General features: G+C 32.2%; 4 protein-coding genes. 2 read left to right on the top strand and 2 right to left on the bottom strand.

From position 1 onward, the window contains the following. The first annotated feature begins 231 nt into the window (after positions 1–231). On the top strand, positions 232–1,797 hold the full coding sequence (locus tag FOF46_RS25945; RefSeq protein WP_109437385.1) for a M28 family peptidase: 1,566 nt from the start codon (positions 232–234) through the stop codon (positions 1,795–1,797). A gap of 115 nt (positions 1,798–1,912) precedes the next feature. Here the strand turns inward: FOF46_RS25945 and FOF46_RS25940 are convergent, their stop codons facing one another. Together FOF46_RS25940 and FOF46_RS25935 are read right to left on the bottom strand one after the other, a co-directional pair. Next, a complete protein-coding gene (locus tag FOF46_RS25940; protein WP_143918470.1) occupies positions 1,913–2,611 on the bottom strand; it encodes a LytR/AlgR family response regulator transcription factor in 699 nt (232 codons plus the stop codon). A gap of 8 nt (positions 2,612–2,619) precedes the next feature. After that, complete coding sequence (locus tag FOF46_RS25935; protein WP_143918469.1) at positions 2,620–4,287, bottom strand: histidine kinase; 1,668 nt, start codon at positions 4,285–4,287, stop codon at positions 2,620–2,622. Positions 4,288–4,463: 176 nt separating this feature from the next. Here FOF46_RS25935 and FOF46_RS25930 point away from each other — a divergent pair, with 176 nt between their 5' ends. Beyond that, complete coding sequence (locus FOF46_RS25930; RefSeq protein WP_143918468.1) at positions 4,464–6,839, top strand: TonB-dependent receptor; 2,376 nt, start codon at positions 4,464–4,466, stop codon at positions 6,837–6,839. Positions 6,840–6,843: the final 4 nt, after the last annotated feature.

The raw sequence follows: 6,843 nt of genomic DNA, 5'->3' as shown, positions 1-6,843 counted from the left end.
AATAAAAGACCACATTGGAGTCTTAATTTAAAAACACCTAATTTTATACATAACAAAAAATCCTGTGAAGCTAGCTTCACAGGACTAAATTAAATATCGTAAAATTGTCAACCTATTTTAGGACGACTCACTAATAATTTTGTTTTTGAGCATTAACAATACCTACAGAAAATATAAACTAATTTTCTCGTATTTTTACCCCACACACATAATTAATTATCTACACATTTCATGAAAAGAATACTTTCGATAGCAATACTACTCTTTTGTATTATAGCTTGTAATTCAACAAAAACTACCACAACTCAAACCTCAAGTACTAACAAGAAGGCAAGTAATTCTCAAGACTATGCTAATACAATAACGGCCGAAGATCTAAAAACTGCTTTATATACATATGCGTCAGATGAATTTGAAGGAAGAGAAACGGGCAAACCAGGACAAAAAAAAGCGATTAATTTTTTAAAGGATCATTATATAAAGTATGGTGTCCCAGCAGCAAAAACTGATGGAAATTACTTTCAAAATGTACCTTTGGATTTGATCGATGTGCCTGGAGTGCAATTAACTATTGATGGTAAGTCCTTTGTTTATGTTGAAGATTTAGTGTCTGTTTCTACTAGCAAAACAGATCAATTATCAACAGATGAAATTATCTATGCTGGTTTTGGTATAGAAGATGAAAACGTATCTAGCTATTCTGATATTGATGTACAAGGTAAAGTTGTTCTTATCAAATCAGGAGAACCTAAAAATACCGACGGAACCTACCTTATTTCTGGTACTACCGAGGCATCTAAATGGTCCAATATGCGTCAGCAATTTGCTGCAAAACATGATATAGCTAAAGAAAAAGGAGCCAAAGCAATACTTTTTTATTATCCAGAAATATACCAAATGGTCGCTCCTCGTTTTGGAAAAGCCTCTGGTAATATGCAACTTTCTGGAAAAACAGAAAACACTTATTTCTTTTTGATAAATGATAATTTGGCGAAAAGTCTGGTTAATGATATATCAACAAACGATAAAACTAGTGTTGTCAAAACAAAATTGACATTAGATTATAAAAATAATGTAACACAAATAGCTTCAGAAAATGTAGCAGCATTTATAAAAGGTTCTGAAAAACCAGATGAAATCATTGTAATTTCTGCGCATCTTGATCATGAAGGAATTAAAGATGGAAAAGTATACAATGGAGCTGATGATGATGGTTCTGGTACAGTAGCCGTCATTGAAATCGCTGAGGCTTTTGCAAAGGCTGTAAAAGATGGTAATGGACCTAAAAGATCTATATTGTTTTTAAATGTAACCGGTGAAGAAAAAGGTCTTTTAGGTTCTCGTCATTATACAGATGTTGATCCAATATTCCCTTTAGAAAACACGGTAGCCGATCTTAATATTGATATGATCGGACGAATAGATCCAAAACGCAAAAGCGAAAATCGCAATTATGTATACCTTATCGGAAGTGATAAATTAAGTACAGAATTGCACACAATTTCAGAAGAAATGAATACAAAGTATATGAATATTGAACTCGATTATACGTATAACGACGATAATGATCCTAATCGATTTTATTATCGCTCTGATCATTACAATTTTGCAAAAAACAATATTCCGGTTATTTTTTATTTTAATGGGACACACGATGATTACCATCAGCCAAGTGACACTCCTGATAAAATTCAATATGATTTACTAGAAAATCGCGCACGATTGGTATTTTATACAGCATGGGAACTTGCCAATCGAGATAAACGTATTACGGTAGATAAACCTGTATCAAATTAATAAAAAAACATCCCTTTCTCTTCAATACCACAGAGGAGAAAGGGTAGTCATGTTTATCTCTTCTACTCTACTTCTTTGGGTATTTTAACGCATTTCTAGGGTATAATTTATAGAACTATTCAAACCATTTGGATTTAATTTCTTTATACTTTGTTCTCCCAATTGGTAAAAACTCGCCACTATTTAATTCTAAGGAGTATTTACTTCCAGGTTCAATACTGATACCTTTTACTTCAGTCATATTGACAATATAAGATTTATGAATTCTTTCGAAATCACTTGACAAAATTTGCACCAGAGACTCTAGAGTTTTATTGTGTAATGCTGTAATCCCATTTTTCAATACTAACTCTGCATAAACATCAGCTCCTTTAATATATAAAACGTCTTCAGTTTTGATAAGATATATCCCTCCTTTTCTTTTTATGGCAAGATATCGGGTAGATAAATGTGCACTTTTCTCATTTATAATTCTGTGAAATGCCTGATCTATTCGTTCCTGAGTAAATGGTTTTGGAACAAAATCCAGAACTCCATATTCAAACGCTTCAATAGCTCTTTCTCGATATGCAGAAATAATTATAGTTTGAAATGAACCTGCAACGGCTTGCTTAAGCATCTCAAAACCGTTTTCACCATTAAGATTTAAATCCAGACACAAAAGATCAATTTTATGATCAGCAATAAACTGTAAACCTTCATCTAGTGTATCCACATGATGTACCTCACAAAGAAGACTCCTGAAAAAAGTCTGAATCATTCTTTTTAATCGCTTTGCGATTCGTAATTCGTCTTCAATTATTAATATCTGCATAATCTAGTTTAACGATATATTCGTATTTCATTTTTCCATCCTTTTTCAGTAGCCTCAGATATGAATTGCCACTGATCTCTATAGCTTTCTTGAAGCCTTGATTTTATATACTTTGTGCCTGTTCTTTCTGCTACTGGTTTGTTGGGTTTCCTTATTGTTCCTATGGTAATAAGTTCGTAACCATTAAACCTCTCCTCTTCATAATACATAAGTTCAAAAACAATGGCTCCTTTAGAAGAAGGAGAACAATGTGTTATACCATTTTCGACAAGTGTATGTATCACTGCTGGTGGAATTTTTTTGGTAACATCAATATTAAAATCATTCCAAATGTATTTTGTTTCCTTACGGTAAGACATTATTTTCAATAAACTTTTACATAGTGCAATTTCTTGTGTAATGGGAATAAGTGTCTGATCTTCAATTTGATTAAGCATATTAAATTCTTCTGCCAGTGCTTCTATAAATTGTACACTTTTTTTAGGTGATTCTTCGACCCAATCCATAAGCGAAGTAAGTGTATTCATTAAAAAATGAGGTTGAATTTTCTTTTTTAACAATTCATTTTTTAATCGTTCTGATCGTATCAAAGATTGCTCATATACGAATTTTTCTTCTTTCATTTTCGCAGAAAGCATATATAACATGCATAAAAGAATGATGGTAAAACTTAAAAATAAACTTACATCATAATATAAAAAGTAATCCACCAGAGCACTGGCAATTAATCCAATTAAAACAATTACGGCCCCTTTATTTCTATAAAATGCAGCAATAGAAACCATAACAATAGAGATAAGCCACATAGATTGTGCTAAACTACGTGCTGTAAAGTCATAAGATCCTCTAAATTTTATAAATATAAATAATAATAATCCCCCATATAGTACAAAAACCAACTTGCGCCATGGAATTGAAAATTGTATAGAAAAATAAAACGGAATTAGAAACGATATCAATAATGTTAAAACACCAATAGTTTCTAATCGAACCAAGAAATTAGAATAATGTATAGGAACATAAAACTTGAGATATTCCATGATGATCAACATAAAAAACAGTAAACAACTTATACTAAATAATAGTGCCGGGATATTTTTTCTATCATTTATAAAAAGTAATAAATAGTATAAAAAAGTTATTAAAAAAGCTCCCGCAAGAATATGTATCAGAGCCGTAAGTTCTAAAGGGTTTCTTATAATTTGTTCATGATTACCAAAATAAATCCCTATATATCGATCATAACCAGGGAAATAATATTGAGATATTCGCATTGTAAGATGGTGCTTTCCTACTGTAGCTAATTCATTAGGGATATAAAAATATCGATCTGTTTCCCCCACTTTTCCTGTTAATAATTCTTGCCCTGGAGTTCCATTCGTTCCTAGTAATACATCATCCCAATACATTTCATAAGCACCAAAGCTATTTACTGCAATCCCAAGTGGTTTTTTATCTAGAATATTATCTTTTAGTATAATTTCAGTCTTAGCCCAAAAAATAGAATCTCTCATATTATTCCCCTCTATTTCCCATTCTGCAAATGCAAAATCTGGAGTGCTCCAGAATGATTTACCACTGGATTTATCTTCTTTTATCTTTATGGCATAATCTCCAGGGGGATCGCAAGAAGCCAGTACTATTAGAAGAATTAGAAAGCTCAACTTTTTATACATAAATAACCTTTTAAACTATAGGTTAAAATTAAATGAAATAAGTGGTTCTCATTTGTTTTTCACAAATGTATATAGCAGTTCACAATATTATTCTACGTCATTCTGCAATACTTATTGATTTTTGTCGGACATCAATCAATCAGATGCCATGATGCATCATAAAATTATATGACAATATGAAAAACAAAACACTATTATTATCTATTGTATTCCTATGCTATTCATTTGTAGTATTTGCCCAAAAGAATGTAGAGGGTAAGGTTGTAGAATCAAAAGGGGAAACACCCCTCCCCTTTGCTTCGGTTATCATAAAGGATGCACAAAACACCATTGTAGAAGGTGTAATTACTACCGAAAATGGAGTTTTTAAAATTACAGATATAAAAAACGGAGTATTTACCTTAGAAGTTCAATATACAGGATTCTCCAAATATTCCATACCTCTTTCTATTACTGATACCACCCAAAAACGTCTGGATTTGGGAATAATCCAAATGAATGAAGATCCTACTCAATTAGAAGAAGTAGTTATTACTGGTGAGCAAGCTCAGGTTTCCCTTCGTTTGGATAAGAAAGTATTCAATGTAAGTAAAGATTTGATTTCTCAAGCTGGAGCAGCAACAGATGTGTTGGACAACATACCTTCTGTTACGGTTAGTCCATCGGGAGGAATAAGTTTACGTGGAAATAGTAATGTTAATATTTTAATTAATGGTAGACGAAGCGGTCTCACCGAAGCGCAAGCATTAGAGCAATTACCAGCTGATACTATTGATCGTGTTGAAGTGATCACCAATCCTTCAGCCAGATATGATGCTGCTGGTGCAGCAGGTATAATCAATATTGTTTTGAAAAAAAACAAAGCCAATGGAATAAACGGACAAGTAAGATTAGTATCTGGAACTCCAGATGACTATAGAGCTATTGGTAGTCTTAATTATAAGGCCAATAAATTTAATGTTTTCGCAAATCTTGGTATTCGTTATACAGATTATGAAGGCCTGTATACTCGTAATCAGGAAACTCAAAATAATGGGATCACCAATATACTTAATCAACGTCAGAATGAAGATCGTCATGATGATGGGCGCTTGATATATCTCGGAGCTGACTACTATCTAAATGATAAAAATACTTTTACAATAGCTTTTTACAGGAATGAAACCAAAGACACTGACAAAACTGATTATGTTTATGATTATTTTACTGAGAATTTAAGAGATAGTACACTTGTTACCATTGGGAATTCTCGCGAAAAACGTAATTACAATCAATTTGAATTTAATTATACAAAAACCTTTGCCAAAGAGAGGCAAAAACTAACTTTTGATATTCAATACGATTTTTGGGAAAGCACTAAACGATGGAAAATTGATATTGATAAAATCTTACCTGAGATCACATCAATATTAGACCAAAGAACTACTACAACCAATGATAATAATGATTTTGCTGCGCAGATAGATTTTATAAATCCCATTAAGGAAAAGAAACAGTTCGAAACTGGTGTTAAATATGAAACCCGTACAGTATCAAATTCCTTTTTTGCAGAAGAATTGATCGATACAAATTTTGTGAGTATTGATCCCTTAGATAACAGCATAGACTATGACGAGCAAATATTTGGCACCTATGCCCAATTTGGTAACACATCTGGTAAATTAAGTTACTTAGGAGGAGTTAGAATGGAATATACTCGTGTAAATATAGAAGATGAAAACAGTGCATTTAGTCAAACCTATGATTATAATCGATTCTTTCCTTCGGTCAATCTTAAGTATGCTTTTAATGAAGAAAATACATTACAGCTTAACTATAGTAAACGAATTAACCGACCAAGATTGTGGCAGCTTAATCCATTTTTTGAACTCATAGATTTTAATAGACAATCACAAGGGAACCCAGATTTACGTCCTGTATTTACCGATGGAATTGAACTATCATTCCTTAAAACAGGAAAAGGCTTCTCTATTAACCCTTCTATTTATTTTTCTAATAGTGAAAATACAATACAAAGATTAACCGTACAAAATGAGGAAAGCATATTTGTATCTACACTGTTTAACCTGGATTCTGAAACAAGATATGGTTTTGAGTTTGTAGCCTCATATTCTCCTTTTAAAAGGCTTAAAATGAATGGGGAATTCAACTATTTTGCTTTTGAAGAAAAAGGAATGGCAGCATCTCGTAGTTTTGACTTTTCTGACGACACCTGGTTCTCCAGTCTTGATGTTAGAGCCACATTACCAGAAGGTTTTAGATTGCAAGGTAGGTTTTTACATGAAGGACAACGCAATAATGCTCAAACCAAAACCAAATCCATATCCTACTTAAATCTTGGACTTAGTAAATCACTTTTTAATAAAAGAGCTTCTGTTGTATTAAATGTAAGTAATGCTTTTAATACCAGAAAAACTCGTGAAACCATATCAGGAAATGATTTTACTGTAAATCGTGTCCTCAATAGAAATGCGGCTCGATGGACATTGAGTTTTTCATATAAGTTTGGAAATGCTCAAAATAGAAATGCAAAAAGAAGTAATAGAAATTAATAAT

The sequence above is a fragment of the Aquimarina algiphila genome, from assembly GCF_007489275.1.
In the GTDB taxonomy this organism is placed as follows: Bacteria; Bacteroidota; Bacteroidia; order Flavobacteriales; family Flavobacteriaceae; genus Aquimarina; species Aquimarina algiphila.
This window is presented reverse-complemented; position numbering and strand designations above follow the sequence as displayed.